This is a genomic window from Bordetella holmesii (assembly GCF_020735985.1).
Classification (GTDB): Bacteria; Pseudomonadota; Gammaproteobacteria; order Burkholderiales; family Burkholderiaceae_B; genus Bordetella; species Bordetella holmesii.
This window is the reverse complement of sequence record NZ_CP085973.1, coordinates 3,174,716-3,190,445: the sequence shown is the minus strand read 5'-3', so window position 1 is coordinate 3,190,445 and position 15,730 is coordinate 3,174,716. Positions and strand designations below refer to the sequence as shown.

Sequence of the window (15,730 nt, the reverse complement as noted above, 5' to 3'; positions counted from 1 at the left end):
GGTCGTCAACCAGAAGGACCTGGCCAGCGAGCTGCTCGGCCGCGATTGCCCAGCACAAGCTGGAGGTGATCGATCGGGCGGCGAGCCGTTTCTCGCGATGACAGGGACGGGGGCGTCGCACAAGGCTATGATGGCGCACCCTGCCTGGAATTCTCATGAAAAAATACGGCCTCGAAAAGAACAAAGCCTTGAAACTGGCTGGCCAATTGCGCCAGGCCGGCACGCCCGGCCGCTTTGGCTCCGAGCTGCCGCCCGATCGGCGTGAGCAGCGCAAGCTGGATCAGGCCGCCGGCCTGGTGCCCTTCGCGCTCAAGCTGCCGCAGGCGCAGGCCGAGCGCGTGCGCGCCCTGGCCCAGGAGCGCGGCGTGTCGACCAACGACGTCGTCGCCGAACTGCTGCAAAAAGCGCTGGACGCCTGATCCGCATGCAGATCTGGGTCGATGCCGACGCCTGCCCGGTGGTCATCAAAGACATTCTTTATCGGGCCGCCACGCGCTGGCAGCTGCCGATGACGCTGGTGGCCAACCAGATGCTGCGCACGCCGCCGTCGCCCTGGATTCGCGCCGTGCAGGTGCCGCGCGGGTTCGATGTGGCCGATGCGCATATCACGCAGCATGCCGTGGCCGGCGACCTGGTCATCACCGCCGATATCCCGCTGGCTGCCGATGTGCTGGCCAAAGGGGTCATGGCGATCAATCCGCGGGGGGAGCGCTACTCGCCGGAAACCATCCGCGAGCGCCTGACCATGCGCGACATGATGGAAGAGCTGCGCTCGGCGGGCGTGGAAACCGGAGGGCCGGCCGCGTTCAGCCAGGCCGACCGCAAGGCTTTCGCCAATCAACTGGACGCGCTGTTGGCGCGGCACGCGCGCACCGGCAGCGCAAATAACAAACCCTCCGTGTGACTGGAGGGTTTGTGCTGAGCGCAGGCCTTGCGGCATGCGCTCGTGTTGCCTGCTGCAGGATCAGAAGCTGTGGCGCAGGCCCACGCCCACGGCCGTGCTCTTCAGATCGTCGATGAAGGCGTAGTTCTTGGCATAGGACGCATAGGCATACAGATCGGTGCGCTTGGACAGATCGTAGGTGTAACCCAGGCTGAAGACGTTCATCTTCTCGTCGCCGCCGGTCAGGCGATCGTTGGAAGGGTCAACCATCTGCCAGGAGCCGAACAGGCTGCCTGCGCCGCCAACCGGCATCGTCGCGCCGACCATGTACGAATTGGCCTTGAAACCATCTTCGAAGCGATAGTTGCCAAACTCGTTGCTGTAGGGCGTGCCGCTGGGCAGATCCTGGCCCACGAACCAACCGTCGGTGGTGCGTCCGTAGGCTGCCGCCAGCTTGACGACTTCCAGATCGTAGCTGACACCCACGGCGTACTGGCGCGGCGTGGCGTCGTTGTTGATGGTGGAAGAACGGTTGGCGCCATTGAGCTGATCATAGGTCAGCGTGACGTTCAATGGGCCTTGCAGGTAGCGCAGACCGGCAGTGATACCGCGGGTGTTGTCAGCCGTGCGGAAACCCGACTGGCTGGCGTCGTTGCTGTCCACGTTGAAGGAATACCCCACGCCCAGTTCAAAACCATTGAACGACGGGGTCTTGTACATGACCATGTTGTCCCAACGCATCGTATTGGCGGCGCTGAAACCGGCGCCAATATTGGCCTGGGTGTAGCTGGTGTAGAAAGGATCGATGTCGGCCAGGTAGTTCGAGCCCACGGTGGCCTGACGGCCGAATTCCAGCGAGCCCCACGCATTATTGGCCAGCCCGATGGTGGCCTGGCGGCCAAACATCCGATCGCCCTGTGCGCGGCTGCCGTTGCCGGAGTCAAAGCCGCTTTCGAGTTTGAAGGTCGCGCGCAGTCCGTCTCCCAGATCTTCGGTTCCGCGCAAACCCCAGCGCGAACCTTCCTGGATGCCGTTGATCATGCCGGCGCGGCTGCCGTCAAAGCCCGGACCCTTGATCTTGTTGTAGCCAATGCCGGTGTCGATGACACCGTAGAGAGTGACTGACGTGTCTGCCTGTGCAATGCCGGCCAGTGACAGGCCCAGCGCCGTTGCGAGCAACGTCTTTTCCATCCGAGAAATCTCCGTGCAGGGGTTGAGGTGTTGCGCCGCTCCAGCCGGCGCAAAAAAGAAGGGAACAGCGGATGACGCGGTTCCCTTCGGGCAAGTGTAGGTCAAAAATGGGTTATTTCTGGCAATTGTGTGTAATATGCGCTCATTGTGAAACATTGCGTTGCTAAATTAAGGTTCATCGAGGAATACCGGGGAATGCAGACCGGATCTTGAGGAAGAAGTACTCCTGATCGCGGTAGCCGTAGGCGCGGCGCTTGATGACTTTGATGGTGTTGTTGATGCCCTCGACGATGCTGGTGTTGAGCCGGTGGCGACAGCGAGACAGAATCCCGTGCAGATAGGCTTTTAGCTTGAGCGCGAAGTGAGCCAAGGCGGCGATGCCGCTGCCCTGAGCCTGTTGCAGCCAGTGATCCCATGCCTGGCGGGCGTAGCCGGGGTGTTGGTAGAACCACAGCTGTTTGAGCTCATCGCGCATCAGATAAGCGGTGAGCAAGGGCTGGTTGGCCTGGAGCAACTCGTCCAACTTTACCGATTGGCACGGATCGAGGTTTTTGCGATTGCGCAGCAGTAGCCAGCGACTGGACTTGATCACCCGGCGGGCCGGCTTGTCGTGCCGCAACTGGTTCGCTTGGTCTACACGCACCCGGTCTATCACTTCACGGCCGTACTTGGCCACGACGTGGAACAGGTCGTAGACGATCTCGGCGTTGGGGCAGTTGGCCTGGATCTCCAGCTCATAGGCCGTCGTCATGTCGATCGCTACGGCCCGGATCTGCTGGGCAACCCCAGTTGGCAGTTGTTCGAAGAAGGCTCTGGCCGTCTCGCGCGAGCGGCCATCACCGATCCATAGCACCTGACGGCGGATCGGATCGACAACGACCGTGGCATAACGATGGCCCTTGTGTAGAGCGAACTCGTCCATCGCTAGGTAGTGGATCTGACTCCAGTCCGGCTCTTGGATCGCCCGTCGCAGCAGGGCCTTGTCCAGCGCCTTGACCGTGTGCCAACCCAGTTGGAAGAAGCGCGCCACGGCCAGAATGTTGCTGGACTCAAGCAACTGGCTGACCGCCTCGGCCAGCCGGTCGGTCACTCGCTGGTAACGGCCCAGCCAGCTCAGCCTCTCCAGATGCGGTCCACCGCACTGCTCGCACCAGACCCGCCGACGCGGCACTACCAGCGTCACTCGCAGCGCCATTAGCGGCAGATCCCGCACCCGGCGCGTGGTCGTCTCATGCACCTGCCGACATCGGTTGCCGCAGTGCTCGCAGTGCATCGTTCGCGCTGAAGGCTTCAGGTAAATCGTGACCGTCCGGCTCTCACCTTCAGGCCACACGACCCGCTCCACCCGATAACCTTCCCACCCACCCAACCTCTCGATCGTCTTGCGGTCCAGCATGATCCCGGCCTTGATCCTTGAAAAATCAAGGATCAAGCGTAACGGCAATCAAGCACGGCTCCACGCTATTCCGCGATGAACCTAAATTAAGGATTCTGCGTCACGGTCTTTCTGACTTTCTGAGGGCGAGCGCGGTCTGCGCTGACCGCCGGCTGCCCGGGCGCAGGCCTGCTCCTTTTGGCGTCGCTCGTTGTTACATGGCCGGCTGGTGTAGCCTTGGCGCTCCAACAAGGAGAGGATATGGTCAGCAGCACCCCGCAACAGTCCACCGCACCCTACGGCGCTGTGGTAGCTCCCCGTAAGATCACTCCCCGGCGTCTACAGGAAATGCGCGACACCGGCGAGAAAATAGTCATGTTGACTGCGTACGACGCGGTCTTTGCCGGATTGGCGGGGCAGGCAGGGGTGGATGTGGTGCTGGTGGGTGATTCGCTGGGTATGGTGTGCCAGGGACGCGACAGCACGGTGCCGGTCACGATGGATGACATGGTCTATCACACGCAGGCTGTCGCTCGTGGGCTGTCTGCGGTTGGAGCCGCATCGCTTTTGCTGTCGGATATGCCGTTTGGCAGTTATCACGGCGGGCCGGACGACGCTTTGCGCCATGCGGTGCGTCTGATGCAGGCTGGCGCGCACATGGTCAAGCTGGAAGGCGGTGGCTGGACGGCGCCGCTGGTGCGTTTTCTGGTCGAGCGTGGCGTGCCGGTGTGCGCGCACCTGGGGCTGACTCCTCAGACGGTGCATGCCCTGAGCGGCTACCGGGTGCAGGGGCGTGATGAGCAGGGGGCCGCCTTGCTGGAGCGCCATTCGCGCGAGTTGGCCGATGCAGGCGCGACCATGCTGGTGCTGGAAATGGTGCCGGCTGCGTTGTCAGCACGCATTACCGCGGCCCTGCCGGCCTGCCACACGATCGGGATAGGCGCAGGCTCAGGCACGGCGGGTCAGGTGCTGGTGATGCACGACATGCTGGGCGCAAGCTTGGGCAAGACTCCGCGCTTTGTGAAAAACTTTCTGGCCGGCAATGCCGGCGTGCGCGAGGCATTTGAAGCCTATGCGCAAGCCGTGCGCGCAGGCCGTTTTCCCGAGGACAGCGTGCACGCCTGGTAGTCGATCAGCCGAATTTGCGTTGCGCATCCAGTGCCAGGCCGGCGCCGATGCTGCCAAACAGATCGCCCTCGACGCTGCGTGCCTGGGGCACCAGCGCTGAGACGCGTTCGCGCAGGCAGGGCACGCGGCTGGAGCCGCCGGTGAAAAACAGAGTGTCCACCGTACTGACACCGGCGTCGGCCAGCAGCCGCGCCACCGTGGTTTCGACGCGGTCGATCAGGCCGTTCATGGAAACGTCGAAGGCAGGCCGGTCGATGTCGGCGGCCAGCCCGGAGGCGATGCGCGCCAGCTCGATGCGCGTGGCTGGCGCTTCCGACAGGGCGATCTTGGCTTCTTCCACCTGGATGGCGACCCAGTGTCCCTCGCGGTTCTTGATGAGGGTCATGAGGTGTTCGATCTTGTCGCGCTCGAGCGCCTGAGCCTGGATGAAGGCGAAGGTTTCGGCGGCCTTGCGGGTGTAGGCCTGGTTGATGGTGTGCCAGCACGCCAGGTTGGCATATTGGGTGGAGGGCACATCCTTGCCGGTCTTCAATTGCCCGCCCAGACCGAACAAAGGCATGACATGTGCCAGGCTCAACTGTTTGTCGAAGTCGGTGCCGCCGATATGCACGCCACCATGGGCGAGGATATCCTGGCGGCGGTCGGCCCGCCCGGCGCGATCCGGACCCAGGCGGATAAGCGAAAAATCGGAGGTGCCTCCGCCGATATCGATGACCAGCACCAGCTCTTCGCGCGAGATTTGCGACTCGTAGTCAAAGGCGGCAGCCAGGGGCTCATACTGAAAGTCGATATCGCGCAGGCCAACCGAGCGGGCGATCTCGCCCAAGGTGTCCTGGGCGAGTTGATCGGCCTTGGGGTCGTCATCGACGAAAAACACCGGGCGACCAAGCACGGCCGCCTCGAAACGCCGGCCTGCGGTGCGTTCGGCGCGGGCCTTGAGTTCTGCGATAAAGCGCGTGAGCAGCACCTTGAATGGCACGGCGCGGCCACCCACTTCGGTGTGGCCTTCCATCAGAGAGCTGCCCAGCAGGCTCTTCATGGATCGCATCAGGCGGCCGTCATAGCCGGCCACGTAGTCGGCGATCGCTGCGCGACCGTAGCTGACCTCATCATCTTCGTCATGGAAGAAGATGGCCGAGGGCAAGGTGGCTTTGCCGTCTTCCAGCGCGAGCAAGGCGTGCTGTCCGGGGCGCATCCAGCCGACGGTGGAGTTGGAGGTGCCGAAGTCGATTCCGCAGGCAGTCATGGCAAACCAGGAAAAAAGCGGCCTAGTGTAGCCCACGCCGCGCCTGCCTAGGGTATGCAGGAATGGAGCCTGGACGCCGTGTGGCCTTCTTGCGTGATTCTCGCGCATGCGGCGTGCAGGTCACGCGCATGCGCTGAGACTCTCGGTTGCCGCCGGTGCTGGCGCTTAGCTGGCGATGGCCCAGCGGCCTTTGCCACTGCTTTTGGCCTGGTACAGCGCACGGTCTGCGGCCTTGAGGATGTCGGGCATGTCGTGTCCGTGCTGGGGGATGAGAGCGATGCCCAGGCTGCTGGAGATGGTCACCGGGGTGGACTCGCCCAAGTCGTAAGGCTGGCTGACTTCGGCAATGAGGCGCTGGCCGAGGGCTCCGGGATCGAAGGTGCGTTCGGTGCGCAGCAGCAGCACGAACTCGTCGCCACCGATGCGTGCAATGGCCGTGCCTCCGGGGGCGAGCTGGCACAGCCGCTGCGCGACTTCACGCAGCAGCCGGTCGCCGCTGGCGTGGCCCAGGGTGTCGTTGACCGCCTTGAATCCATCCAGATCGAGATAGAGCAAGGCGTATTGCTGGTTCCGCTCGCGGACCAGGAGCGTGGCTTCCTCAAGTGCCAGACTCAGGCCGAGCCGATTGAGCACGCCCGTCAGGAAGTCGCGCCGGGCCCGCTCCTCGTTTTCACGCTCGGCCCGCATGGTCGTCACCAGCATGGCGTTGAGCTTGTAGGCGGCAACGGTCATGCTGGCGATGTACATCGGCAGTTGCCAGGCGATCATCCAGAGCTGCCAGGCCGAATTGAAGATCGGCACGGTGATGCAAGGCCCCAGCGCCAGCACGACCATCACGGCAGTCAGTCGCGGGGCGCCAAAATTGCGAAAGCAGATGCCTCCCACCATGGCCGCTGCCGACAGGCAGGTCATGGTGATGGCGATCCAATCGCCACTAAGTGCGCTGATGGTCACGCCGTAGCCGACGCTGGCGGCCCAGGCCACGGCGAGCAACAAATAGACATCGGTATGCGTGGGGCCGCCCCGGCGCACATTCCGGCGCGCCGACATCAGAATGAGCCCGCGCGACAGGCAGATGAAGACTTCCAGTGCGATCCAGCCGTAAAAAATGGGTTCATCGCGGAATAGCGTGGAGCCGTGCTTGATTGCCGTTACGCTTGATCCTTGATTTTTCAAGGATCAAGGCCGGGATCATGCTGGACCGCAAGACGATCGAGAGGTTGGGTGGGTGGGAAGGTTATCGGGTGGAGCGGGTCGTGTGGCCTGAAGGTGAGAGCCGGACGGTCACGATTTACCTGAAGCCTTCAGCGCGAACGATGCACTGCGAGCACTGCGGCAACCGATGTCGGCAGGTGCATGAGACGACCACGCGCCGGGTGCGGGATCTGCCGCTAATGGCGCTGCGAGTGACGCTGGTAGTGCCGCGTCGGCGGGTCTGGTGCGAGCAGTGCGGTGGACCGCATCTGGAGAGGCTGAGCTGGCTGGGCCGTTACCAGCGAGTGACCGACCGGCTGGCCGAGGCGGTCAGCCAGTTGCTTGAGTCCAGCAACATTCTGGCCGTGGCGCGCTTCTTCCAACTGGGTTGGCACACGGTCAAGGCGCTGGACAAGGCCCTGCTGCGACGGGCGATCCAAGAGCCGGACTGGAGTCAGATCCACTACCTAGCGATGGACGAGTTCGCTCTACACAAGGGCCATCGTTATGCCACGGTCGTTGTCGATCCGATCCGCCGTCAGGTGCTATGGATCGGTGATGGCCGCTCGCGCGAGACGGCCAGAGCCTTCTTCGAACAACTGCCAACTGGGGTTGCCCAGCAGATCCGGGCCGTAGCGATCGACATGACGACGGCCTATGAGCTGGAGATCCAGGCCAACTGCCCCAACGCCGAGATCGTCTACGACCTGTTCCACGTCGTGGCCAAGTACGGCCGTGAAGTGATAGACCGGGTGCGTGTAGACCAAGCGAACCAGTTGCGGCACGACAAGCCGGCCCGCCGGGTGATCAAGTCCAGTCGCTGGCTACTGCTGCGCAATCGCAAAAACCTCGATCCGTGCCAATCGGTAAAGTTGGACGAGTTGCTCCAGGCCAACCAGCCCTTGCTCACCGCTTATCTGATGCGCGATGAGCTCAAACAGCTGTGGTTCTACCAACACCCCGGCTACGCCCGCCAGGCATGGGATCACTGGCTGCAACAGGCTCAGGGCAGCGGCATCGCCGCCTTGGCTCACTTCGCGCTCAAGCTAAAAGCCTATCTGCACGGGATTCTGTCTCGCTGTCGCCACCGGCTCAACACCAGCATCGTCGAGGGCATCAACAACACCATCAAAGTCATCAAGCGCCGCGCCTACGGCTACCGCGATCAGGAGTACTTCTTCCTCAAGATCCGGTCTGCATTCCCCGGTATTCCTCGATGAACCAAAAAATGGGCGTCCCGAGACGCCAGGCCAGGACGGCAGCTATCAGCAAGCTATTGAGTACGCCGCCAATGAAAATGGGCAGGGTTCCAAACAGCCCCCCGATCATGGCGCCCCGAATCTCAGGCGGAACGTTGCGCCCGGGGTCGGCGAGCCACTTGGTCAGGCGCCAGGTCGGCGCGGAATAGATGCTGCGGGTAGGAAGCATGCTTGGTGTTCGTGACTGGCGAGCTAGTGGTATAGCCTGCCGCGATGACCGTCGCAAGACCAATATGGGGTATCTGTGATCGTCGAAGGAAAATCTGTGGTTCAGATCCGCCAGCGCAACACGCAAGACAGTCGTTCTCCGCTGCGCACCGAACCGATGCCCAGGCGCAGCAAAGTGTTGTAGGGGCCCCGGTGGCCCTGCAACGGCCGGGGGCCGGTCGCGCAGAGGGCGATGCTGCCTTGCTCGAGCGGCAGTACGGTGGGGCGTGACTGCATGCGGGGGCGTTGCTCCACGGCAATGGCATGCCCGGCGGTGAAGTCGCGCCCCGGCGCACTCAGCAGGATGAGCACCTGCAGCGGAAAGCAATCGGGCGCGTGGCTGGCGGCCAGGGGCTGGCCCTGCCCCGCCGTGAGGGTCTGGACCTGCAGGCAGGGTTGGTTGGCCCGGGCCTGGCCGCTGGCAGCGCCGCTGTGGGCCAGCCAGCGCCGGGCCAGGGGTTCGAGCGGCTCGCGCAGCGCGGCGACCCAAGGGGGAATCTGGCCATTACGCAAGGCCTCACAGGCCAGGGCGTCCAGTTTTCGCTCCAGTAGCGCCCAGCCTTGCGCGTCGAGCAGCTCCTGCGGCACCTTCATGGCTATGTCGCCTGGCTCTGTTCGCGGCGCAGCAGTTCGCGCTTGCGTGCCACCCCCCACCGGTAGCCCGAAAGTGAGCCGTCGTTGCGTACCACGCGGTGGCAGGGAATGGCCACTGCCAGCATGTTGGCCGCGCAAGCCTGGGCTACGGCACGCACGGCTTTGGGCTGGCCGATGCGTTGTGCGATGTCGCTGTAGGAGACCGTCTGGCCCGGGCCAATCTGGGTCAGTGCGTGCCAGACGCGCTCCTGGAACGCCGTGCCGCGCACATCCAACGGCAGGTCCACGGCCGCCGCGGGGGCTTCCACCATGCCGACCACGGTGGCCATCAGGGTTTCATAACCAGGATCCCCGCCTATCAGTTCGGCGTTGGGAAAGCGGTCTTGCAAGGACTGCAACAAGGCCTCGGGGTCGTCGCCCAGCAGGATGGCGCAGACCCCGCGTTCGCTTTGTGCCACCAGAATGGCTCCCAGCGAGCACTGGCCGAGCGCAAAGTACAGCCGCGCATTGGCGCCGCCTTCCCGGTAGGCGCTGGGCTTCATACCCAGCATGCTGTCGGCGCTGGCGTAAAAGCGGCTGTTGGACTGGAAACCGGCCGCATACAGGGCAGTCGTGACGCGTTCTCCCCTGTCCAGTTGGCCGCGCACGCGTCTGGCGCGATGCGCTTGGGCGTAAGCGCGCGGCGTCAGACCGGTGGCGGCTTTGAACACCCGATGGAAGTGATAGCTGCTGACCCCCGGCTCTGCCGCCAATTCACGCAATGATGGCAGGGGGTCGGCGGTCTCCAGGCGGTGGCAAGCTTGCGCCACCCAGCTGGCATGGGCCAGGCTGACCCGGCTCTGGATATGGCTGGGCCGGTAACCGGCTGCCTCAGCCAGGCTGGCCGAGGCAAAGAACTCGACATTCTCGCGGCGGGGCAGGCGCGCCGGATTGGCGGGGTGGTTGTACACGCCGGTAGTCTTGACGCCGTAGACGAAGTCGGCGTGCGGGTCGCGGGCAAGCACGGCAGCCCAGCGGGGATCGAGGTCAGTCTGGTGCGGTGTCATGGTGGGCTCGTGGAAAATCATGGTGCAACCACTGTAGGCCGGCACGGCGGCGGCCGCACTCCGCCGCTTGCGGTCGAATTCGCCTTCTCATGATTCACTTTACCGGACGGCCGGCATGGCGCAAGGTGAGGTTGATGCGTTGCCGCCCCACCATGGGATGCCGGCCATCGGCCAACGGTAACACCCCGTGAAAGCGCAGCCGGTCTACGCCACCCCAGACGGCGACGTCGCCGTGCTGCAGCACGATGCGGGCGCTGCGGTCGTCGCGGCGCAGGCCTCCAAACAGAAATATTGCAGGCAGACCCAGCGACACCGACACGATGGGCGCGGCGAAGTCCTGCTCATTGCGGTCTTGGTGCAGGCTCATGCGTGCGCCGGGCGTGTAATGATTGATCAGGCAGGCATCGGCACGGAAAGCGGCAAACCCTGCCTGCGCGGCGGCTTCGCTGGCCAGCTGCGCCAAGAGCGCCGGCATCGGGGGCCAGGGCTTGCCGCTTTGAGGGTCGAGCCGACGATAGTGGTAACCCTGCCTGTCGCTCGTCCATCCGAGCGCCCCGCAATTGGTCATGGACACCGACATACTCAAACCGCCCGGCGTGACCATTTGACGGGGCGGTGCATTGGCTTCGATAGCGGTCAGCGCAGCCAGGATGGCTTCGGCCTGGGGCAGCGCCCAGCCGCGCAGCAGACAGGCCTGCGGGCCCAGGGCGATGCGGTGGTCGTCGGCGAAAAGGTCAGTCTGCATGTCAGGTCGCATCGTGGAAAATGATGCCTAGCGTATGACGCTCGCCTGCGCGCACCGGAGCCACTCCATGGCGCATGGCGCGTCGATGCCAGCCGCGAGGCCCGGCGGCGGGCCGGTGATGGACGGCAAAGACCAGCGCGTCGCCCTGTTGCAAGGGCAGCACATCGGCCTGTGCGGGGTGGCCTGCACGTTGTTCGGTCATGACGAACTCGCCACCTTCAAAGTCCTGGCCCGGTGCCGAGAGCAGCACCGCGCATTGCAGAGGAAAGACTTCCGCGCCATAGAGATCCTGATGCAGGCAGTTGTAGTCCCCTTCACGGTAGCGCAGGATGAGCGGCGTGGGTCGATTCTGCCCGGCGGCATGGCAGCGGGCGAGATAGTCAGCATGGTGAGCAGGATAGTCCGCAGACAGGCCCAGCCGGGCACCCCACTCGCAAGCGATGGGCGCGAGTCGAGCATAAAGCGCTACCCGCCAGACGGCCAGCCCTTCTGGCAGAGGGTAGGCAAAGTATTGATATTCCCCTCGGCCAAAACCATGGCGGGCCATCACGATGCGGCTACGGTAACGGTCGCCGCCCGCGTCATACGCCTGCGCCAATTGTCTGCACTCGCCCGGTCGCAGCAGGCCAGGCAGCACCGCGCGGCCTGCGCCGTCCAGGCTAAGGCGCACCGCGTTCCAATCATGAGCGTCAAGGCGTCGATCGATTCGGTGGGCGAGATCGGTGGTCACGGCAGGCTGAATAGTACGGGTCAGGCAGTGTCCCGCAGATGCGGCAGATGGACATCCTGTTTCTTGCGCTCGAATTCCTGGGCGGGGGACGGGTGAGCGCGTGGCTGACGGCATTGCGGGCCCGCAATGGGTCGGAGCGGGTTCTGGAGGACAATGGAACCTCCTTGCGTTGCAAAAGTCACGATGTGCTTGTTGCCTTTTTAGTGCCAACGCCGCCGATACGGAATCGGCCCCAAGGTTGAATCTTGAAGCGAATACTGATCAGTGCCTGCCTACTTGGCCAGCCCGTGCGTTATGACGGGCGCGATGCCGCCCGTCATTCCCCCCTCTTGCAGCGCTGGGCCGACGAGGGCCGCATCGTCGCACTGTGTCCCGAAGTGGCGGGCGGCCTGCCGATTCCGCGGGCAGCGGCCGAGATTGAGCCGGGGGGCGGTGGCCTGGCCGTCTGGAAGGGGGCAGCGCGCGTGCTCACGCGGCAGGGCCTGGATGTCAGCCAGGCGTTCGTCTGTGGAGCGCGGCAGGCACTGGCGTTGATCCAACGCCACGACATCGTTGCGGCCGTTCTCAAAGAGGGGAGTCCTTCCTGCGGCACGGCCCACATTTACGACGGCCGTTTTCAGGGCAGACGAGTGCCCGGCAGTGGCGTGACAGCGGCCTGTCTTGCGCAGGCGGGCGTGCCGGTATTCAGTGAGCTGGGGCTCGAAGCCGCCGACGCGGTGATGCGCGCGCACGATTGAGTATTCCCCCACTTGCTTGAAGCCATGGTTTGCCGGTCAGGGTATTCCCTATTTGGTTGCGAACGCAACTAAAGGCGCATATAGTTGCGCAAACAACCAAATTGACGGATGGAGACAAGCATGCCGAAAGGCGATCATGTTCCCGTTGTAATAGCCGGCGGCGGACCAGTAGGTCTGATGATGTCGCTGCTTCTGGCGCGCCATGGAATCGCCTCGGTGACCATAGAGGCCGATCCTTTCTATTGCGAAGGCAGCCGTGCGATATGCATGTCGCGTCGTTCGATGGAGATACTGGCCTGGGCAGGCGTGGATAAGCTGGTACTGAAAAAGGGGCTGGCCTGGAGCGGTGGCCGCAGTTATTACGGCGATCGCGAAGTGCTGCATTTCGAGATGCCGCACGAGCCCAGCCAGCGTTTTGCGCCCATGATCAATATTCAGCAGTTCTACATCGAGGAATACATCGATCAGGCATTGCGCGAGCACGGCGACCTCGCCCAGGTTATGTGGAGCAGCCGGGTGACCGGCGTGCAGCAGAACGCCGACGGTGTCGTTGTCACGGTCCAGACGGGCGGACAGACCCGCGAGCTGCACGCCGATTGGGTGCTGGCCTGTGACGGCGGCCGCAGTACGGTGCGTGAGCTCTGCGGCCTGCCCTTGCAGGGTATGCAGTACGAGGGGCGCTATGTCATCGTGGACGTCCGTCAGAAGAGTCAGCGCGCAACCGAACGCCTGGCCTGGTTCGACCCGCCATCCAACCCGGGGTCGACCCTGCTGATGCACCGGCAGCCCGATGACGTCTGGCGCATCGACTATCAGGTCCGCGACGATGAAGATCCTGTCGAGGCGGTCAAGCCAGAGAATGTGCTGCCGCGTGTGCGCAGCCATCTCGAGATGATCGGCGAAGATGAGCCCTGGGAGCCGTTGTGGATATCCATCTACAACGCCAAGTGCCTGACGCTGGACAACTACCGTCAAGGCCGAATTCTGTTCGCCGGAGATGCGGCGCATCTGGTGCCTATCTTTGGCGTGCGTGGTTTGAATTCGGGTTTGGATGACGCGGCCAATCTGGCATGGAAGCTGGCCGGTGTGATTGCCGGCAGCGCGCCGGACACCCTGCTCGATACCTACAGCCAGGAGCGTGTGGCGGCAGCGCGCATGAATATCGCCTACGGCGCAAAGAGTACCGAGTTCATGGCGCCGCCGAACTATGGTTTTGACCTTCTGCGCGAGGCGACGTTGCGGCTTGCCTTGCACGAAGAGAGCGTGCGCTCGCTCATCAATCCGCGGCAGTCGGAGCCGGTCTGCTACCAGGGAAGCGCGCTGAATCTGCCCGATGGCGCTGCGGATGCCGGCGACCAGGCGGCCCCGGGCATGCCTGCGCCCGAATGCGAACTGAGCGAAGACGGCCGAACGCGTCATCTCACCGAATGGTTTGGGCAGCGGTTCACGGTTCTGGTGCTGGGCGATGATGTACCGGAATTCGATGCCGGGCAGAATGTGCAGGTTCTGTGCCTTGGGCAACACACGGCAGTGCGCGACACCGGCCAACTGCGTCAGCGTTACGGACAGGCACAGCTTTATCTGATCCGGCCCGATGGTTATGTAATGGGTCGCTGGAAGAAGCCCGACCTGCAAGCCCTGCGCCAGGCCTTGGCGTCGTTTGGGATCCGAGGCGAAACGCCATGACCCACCAAGAACTCGATCAGGTCTACACCGAACTGGCTCATACGTTGGCACGCGTGGGGCAGGATCGCGCACCCCTCTTGCTGTCCATGGTCTGCCTGGCATTGCTGGGCAGGCAGGGTGAAAGCCAGGCGGCCCTGGAGATCATCCGACAGGCCGAGACAGCGCTCTAGGCGCAGTCCATAAAGCAAGAAAACAAAAACTCCGAGGAGACATCATGACATTGCGATACACGGCGGCCCTTGCCGCCAGCCTTACCCTGTCTGTCTTTGCCGCTGCCGCCCAGGCGGCCGGGTACCCCGAACGTCCCATCGAATGGGTCGTCCCCTATCCGGCGGGTGGCGGGTCCGACATCGTGGCCCGGACCTTGTCCGAGCCCATGTCCCGCGAGCTCAAGCAGACACTTATCATCTCCAACAAGCCCGGCGCGGCAACGGCCATCGGCGCCGATTATGCGGCGCGCGCCAAGCCCGACGGCTATGTCATGCTGACAGGCGACACGGCAACCCTGGCGGCCAATCCTTCGCTCTATCCCAAGCTGGCCTATCAGCCGCAGCGCGATTTCGATGCCGTGGGCTTGATGACGCGTTTTTCCATGATCCTGGTCGTCAATCCGTCGGTGCCCGTCAAAACCTATGATGAGTTTCTCGCCTGGGCCAAGACGCAGAAAGACGGCGTGCCGTACGCGACGCCAGGCTCGGGCAGCCCGCACCATCTGGCTACCGAGTCGTTGCGCGCACGCACGGGCCTGAATCTGGTACACGTACCGTATCGGGGGGCGGCGCCCGCCGTGCAGGATGTCGTGGGCGGACAGGTGCCCATGATGTTTGTCGACTCAGCCACGGGCATGCAGTACATCGCGTCGGGCAAGTTGCGTCCGATCGCGGTGGCCAGCGACAAGCGGCCCGCCGGTTTCCCCCAAGTGCCTACGCTGATCGAGTCCGGCCTCGATAATTTCGAGGCTTATGCCTGGCAGGGGCTGGTCGTGCCCAAAGGCACGCCGCCCGAGGTCGTCACGGCATTGAACCAAGCCCTGCAAAAGGCACTGGCCCAGCCCTCCGTGCAGGAGCGTTTCTCCGCCATGGGCCTGGAGACGCTGCCAGGTACGCCTCACGCCATGTCCGCCTATGCGGCGGACGAGCAACGCAAATGGGCCAAGGTGATCAAGGAGGCCGACATCCGGGTGGATTGATCCTGGCCGGCTTGTGGCACACTCGCAGCTTCCCATAGAGGTACGCCATGACCCACGATGACGTCGACCACGATGATCTGCCCGCGTTGGATCGCTTTCTGACCTATCGCCTGCACGTCATCAACAAGATCAGCGATCGGGACAGTGCCCAGGCCTATGCGGATCACTATCAGTTGCCCATCGGCGAGGGACGGTGCCTGGCGGCCATAGGCCGCTTTGCACCGCTGTCTGTCAATGATCTGGCGCGGGCCGCCAACCTCAACAAGGGTCAGGCCAGCCGATGCGCACAGGCGCTGAGCGACGCCGGTCTTGTTCGCAAGTCGGTCAGCAGCAGCGATGGGCGCGGCGTGGTGCTGAGCCCCACGGCGAAGGGGCAGCGGCGCTACCGCCAGCTCATCGAGCTGATCGCCGCGCGCAACGAAGAAATCTTTGGCTGCCTGACTGCTCGCGAGCAGTCAGAGTTCAGCCGCATGCTGGACAAGATCATTTCGCACTTGCGTCCTGAAGACGCCTGAGCGGG

The 15,730-nt window shown here is 63.6% G+C and carries 17 protein-coding genes; 9 read left to right on the top strand and 8 right to left on the bottom strand.

Annotated features, from left to right (window positions below):
- Positions 1-155 precede the first annotated feature (155 nt).
- Positions 156-419, top strand: a complete 264-nt coding sequence (locus LK440_RS15300; protein ID WP_005017839.1) for a hypothetical protein — start codon at positions 156-158, stop codon at positions 417-419.
- A gap of 5 nt (positions 420-424) precedes the next feature.
- Positions 425-904: a YaiI/YqxD family protein gene (locus LK440_RS15295; RefSeq protein WP_005020352.1), complete on the top strand. Its 480-nt coding sequence runs from the start codon at positions 425-427 to the stop codon at positions 902-904.
- A 60-nt stretch (positions 905-964) separates the two neighbouring features.
- Here the strand turns inward: LK440_RS15295 and LK440_RS15290 are convergent, their stop codons facing one another.
- Both LK440_RS15290 and LK440_RS15285 read right to left on the bottom strand, forming a co-directional pair.
- Complete coding sequence (locus LK440_RS15290) at positions 965-2,074, bottom strand: porin (RefSeq protein ID WP_005017842.1); 1,110 nt, start codon at positions 2,072-2,074, stop codon at positions 965-967.
- A gap of 175 nt (positions 2,075-2,249) precedes the next feature.
- Complete coding sequence (locus LK440_RS15285) at positions 2,250-3,470, bottom strand: ISL3 family transposase (RefSeq protein WP_005011985.1); 1,221 nt, start codon at positions 3,468-3,470, stop codon at positions 2,250-2,252.
- Between the two features lie 240 nt (positions 3,471-3,710).
- On the opposite strand from LK440_RS15285, the gene panB reads away from it, so the two are divergent.
- Entirely contained in the window at positions 3,711-4,577 is an 867-nt protein-coding gene (gene panB / locus LK440_RS15280; RefSeq protein WP_005017843.1) for a 3-methyl-2-oxobutanoate hydroxymethyltransferase, read from the top strand.
- 4 nt (positions 4,578-4,581) lie between these two features.
- On the opposite strand, the gene LK440_RS15275 is transcribed toward panB, so the two are convergent.
- Both LK440_RS15275 and LK440_RS15270 read right to left on the bottom strand, forming a co-directional pair.
- A complete protein-coding gene (locus LK440_RS15275) occupies positions 4,582-5,823 on the bottom strand; it encodes an Hsp70 family protein (RefSeq protein ID WP_005017848.1) in 1,242 nt (413 codons plus the stop codon).
- Between the two features lie 165 nt (positions 5,824-5,988).
- A complete protein-coding gene (locus LK440_RS15270) occupies positions 5,989-6,999 on the bottom strand; it encodes a GGDEF domain-containing protein (protein ID WP_005017865.1) in 1,011 nt (336 codons plus the stop codon).
- 17 nt (positions 7,000-7,016) lie between these two features.
- Here LK440_RS15270 and LK440_RS15265 point away from each other — a divergent pair, with 17 nt between their 5' ends.
- Complete coding sequence (locus LK440_RS15265; RefSeq protein WP_005011985.1) at positions 7,017-8,237, top strand: ISL3 family transposase; 1,221 nt, start codon at positions 7,017-7,019, stop codon at positions 8,235-8,237.
- 309 nt (positions 8,238-8,546) lie between these two features.
- Here LK440_RS15265 and LK440_RS15260 read toward each other — a convergent pair whose 3' ends face one another.
- From LK440_RS15260 to LK440_RS15245, 4 genes are all read right to left on the bottom strand, one after another.
- Positions 8,547-9,077 (bottom strand): 2OG-Fe(II) oxygenase, encoded by a 531-nt coding sequence (locus tag LK440_RS15260; RefSeq protein ID WP_005017869.1) that lies wholly within the window; start codon positions 9,075-9,077, stop codon positions 8,547-8,549.
- Positions 9,078-9,079: 2 nt separating this feature from the next.
- A complete protein-coding gene (ada, locus tag LK440_RS15255) occupies positions 9,080-10,123 on the bottom strand; it encodes a bifunctional DNA-binding transcriptional regulator/O6-methylguanine-DNA methyltransferase Ada (RefSeq protein WP_005017870.1) in 1,044 nt (347 codons plus the stop codon).
- A gap of 94 nt (positions 10,124-10,217) precedes the next feature.
- Positions 10,218-10,868, bottom strand: coding sequence for a DNA oxidative demethylase AlkB (gene alkB / locus LK440_RS15250; RefSeq protein ID WP_005020356.1), 651 nt, complete (start codon positions 10,866-10,868; stop codon positions 10,218-10,220).
- Position 10,869: 1 nt separating this feature from the next.
- Positions 10,870-11,598 carry a 2OG-Fe(II) oxygenase gene (locus LK440_RS15245; RefSeq protein WP_005020357.1) on the bottom strand — a complete coding sequence of 243 codons (729 nt, stop codon included), beginning with the start codon at positions 11,596-11,598 and terminating at the stop codon, positions 10,870-10,872.
- A 245-nt stretch (positions 11,599-11,843) separates the two neighbouring features.
- Here LK440_RS15245 and LK440_RS15240 point away from each other — a divergent pair, with 245 nt between their 5' ends.
- From LK440_RS15240 to LK440_RS15220, 5 genes are all read left to right on the top strand, one after another.
- Positions 11,844-12,335: a DUF523 domain-containing protein gene (locus LK440_RS15240; RefSeq protein ID WP_005017873.1), complete on the top strand. Its 492-nt coding sequence runs from the start codon at positions 11,844-11,846 to the stop codon at positions 12,333-12,335.
- 120 nt (positions 12,336-12,455) lie between these two features.
- Positions 12,456-14,021: an FAD-dependent oxidoreductase gene (locus LK440_RS15235; RefSeq protein ID WP_025341303.1), complete on the top strand. Its 1,566-nt coding sequence runs from the start codon at positions 12,456-12,458 to the stop codon at positions 14,019-14,021.
- A complete protein-coding gene (locus LK440_RS15230) occupies positions 14,018-14,191 on the top strand; it encodes a hypothetical protein (RefSeq protein WP_005017887.1) in 174 nt (57 codons plus the stop codon). Before LK440_RS15235 ends, LK440_RS15230 begins: the two co-directional genes overlap by 4 nt.
- A 44-nt stretch (positions 14,192-14,235) precedes the next feature.
- Complete coding sequence (locus LK440_RS15225; RefSeq protein WP_005017889.1) at positions 14,236-15,210, top strand: Bug family tripartite tricarboxylate transporter substrate binding protein; 975 nt, start codon at positions 14,236-14,238, stop codon at positions 15,208-15,210.
- A 47-nt stretch (positions 15,211-15,257) separates the two neighbouring features.
- Positions 15,258-15,725, top strand: a complete 468-nt coding sequence (locus LK440_RS15220) for a MarR family winged helix-turn-helix transcriptional regulator (protein ID WP_005017892.1) — start codon at positions 15,258-15,260, stop codon at positions 15,723-15,725.
- Positions 15,726-15,730 lie beyond the last annotated feature (5 nt).

Bases quoted from the DNA above. Each gene is read 5' to 3' on its own strand.
- LK440_RS15265 (WP_005011985.1), top strand. From the start codon at position 7,017: ATGCTGGACCGCAAGACGATCGAGAGGTTGGGTGGGTGGGAAGGTTAT.
- LK440_RS15290 (WP_005017842.1), bottom strand. From the start codon at position 2,074: ATGGAAAAGACGTTGCTCGCAACGGCGCTGGGCCTGTCACTGGCCGGC.
- LK440_RS15260 (WP_005017869.1), bottom strand. From the start codon at position 9,077: ATGAAGGTGCCGCAGGAGCTGCTCGACGCGCAAGGCTGGGCGCTACTG.
- alkB (WP_005020356.1), bottom strand. From the start codon at position 10,868: ATGCAGACTGACCTTTTCGCCGACGACCACCGCATCGCCCTGGGCCCG.
- LK440_RS15285 (WP_005011985.1), bottom strand. From the start codon at position 3,470: ATGCTGGACCGCAAGACGATCGAGAGGTTGGGTGGGTGGGAAGGTTAT.
- panB (WP_005017843.1), top strand. From the start codon at position 3,711: ATGGTCAGCAGCACCCCGCAACAGTCCACCGCACCCTACGGCGCTGTG.
- LK440_RS15220 (WP_005017892.1), top strand. From the start codon at position 15,258: ATGACCCACGATGACGTCGACCACGATGATCTGCCCGCGTTGGATCGC.
- LK440_RS15295 (WP_005020352.1), top strand. From the start codon at position 425: ATGCAGATCTGGGTCGATGCCGACGCCTGCCCGGTGGTCATCAAAGAC.
- LK440_RS15275 (WP_005017848.1), bottom strand. From the start codon at position 5,823: ATGACTGCCTGCGGAATCGACTTCGGCACCTCCAACTCCACCGTCGGC.
- LK440_RS15230 (WP_005017887.1), top strand. From the start codon at position 14,018: ATGACCCACCAAGAACTCGATCAGGTCTACACCGAACTGGCTCATACG.
- LK440_RS15225 (WP_005017889.1), top strand. From the start codon at position 14,236: ATGACATTGCGATACACGGCGGCCCTTGCCGCCAGCCTTACCCTGTCT.
- LK440_RS15235 (WP_025341303.1), top strand. From the start codon at position 12,456: ATGCCGAAAGGCGATCATGTTCCCGTTGTAATAGCCGGCGGCGGACCA.
- LK440_RS15300 (WP_005017839.1), top strand. From the start codon at position 156: ATGAAAAAATACGGCCTCGAAAAGAACAAAGCCTTGAAACTGGCTGGC.
- ada (WP_005017870.1), bottom strand. From the start codon at position 10,123: ATGACACCGCACCAGACTGACCTCGATCCCCGCTGGGCTGCCGTGCTT.